This is a genomic window from Chryseobacterium gossypii, assembly GCF_041361455.1.
Lineage (GTDB): Bacteria > Bacteroidota > Bacteroidia > Flavobacteriales > Weeksellaceae > Chryseobacterium > Chryseobacterium gossypii.
Genome location: NZ_JBGCUR010000069.1, coordinates 1 through 1,466 on the forward strand (window position 1 = coordinate 1; position 1,466 = coordinate 1,466).

Annotated in this window: 1 pseudogene; it reads left to right on the forward strand. The window is 30.5% G+C overall.

Features of this window, described 5'->3' with window-relative positions:
* Positions 1–576: 576 nt before the first annotated feature.
* Positions 577–1,466, forward strand: a pseudogene (locus ABMQ40_RS16575) (hypothetical protein); the annotation flags it as partial.

Consider the following 1,466-nt stretch of genomic DNA (forward strand, 5'->3'; position numbering starts at 1 on the left):
GATATTCCAAGTAATGTAGACCTGTATGTTTATTTTAACACGCTGTAGTTTAAAATCTTGTAAAGAGACGTGGGAGCAGTAGTAAAAGTAAATGTGATATTTTCATTATTTACTTCTGCTGACCCCATATAGTTTTACTCTCATTTTAACGATTGTTAATTTTGAATAGCTTTACTTCGCACCAATCAATTTCTCCGTTTGTTTACCTGGGATTGCCTCAACCGTCCTTTTTATAGCCGAATAATTCTTGTTCTAATTTCAGGATCTTGTTTGATACCATTTCATATTAAAAATTTCATAAGCCTCAAAAATTATATAATGATCATCTTGGGAAATGCTGAGTATGTTAATTTTTATTTCTGAGAATGGTTTTAAATCGGAGAATATTTAAGCAATATAAAATGAATCTAGTAAATTTATAATTTATATTATATTTGTAACTTAAGTTCCTGTTATTCTAAAAAATCGAAAGCAAAGATGAAAAAAAAGCTATTATTTGTATTTTTCTTTTTACTTTTTTTAATGTCATGCCGGCCTTCAAAAAAAGAATATCTCAAAACTTTTGATTTACCGCTAATGAAGCAAACTGAGGAACTTCTTCTTTCAGGGAATTTAAATGGGGGAATCAATCTCAACCAGAAGTACTTAGCCATCGCTAATGAAGAAAAATATCAGGCTGGTAAAGCAACCTGCTATACTAATCTTGCTCTTATCAATTCTTATACAGGTAATTACAAAAACAGTCTGTTATTTTTACAAAATGCTGAATCTATTTTAAAAGATTCAGATGATATGATCCATAAAGCTTATATGTATATTAATTATGGAAAGCTTAATTCGGAGGAACTTTTTATGCACGATATGGGATATCAATATTTCAATAAGGCATTTTACTGTTTAAAAAAAAGTGAAGATTCTGAAACGAAACAATACCTGCTGCAACAGGTTTACATTAATAAATCCAGCTTTCAAAGAGATTCTTCATTAATCTATCTTCATAAAGCCAGAAATATTAAAAAAGATATCATAACAGAAAGTATGATTGCCCTTGAACATTTCCAAAAAAATGAATTGGATTCAACCAGGGTTTATCTTAATGATGCATTCAGAATAGCAAACAAAGAAAGGTTTCTAAATGGCAATCTTGGTTATTTATATTTTGTTGCCGGAACTTACTACCAAAAAATGCATCAGTATAAAAAAGCTGAAGAAGCTTATCAAAATGCAGTGAAAATTGTGATGGCTACAAAAGAAACTAATGGAGGAAGTCTCCGGTGGCTGTATCTGGACCTTATCAGATTATACAAAGAGACGGGGGATAAGAAAAAAGAATATGAATATACATATCTCTATCATACTGAAAGCGAAAAATTTGAAATGAACCGGATTAAGGCAGCCAGTCTTTCAAATCAAGCCTTTATAGCTGCGATAAAAAACGAAGGAAAAGAAGAAAAAAACAGGATATG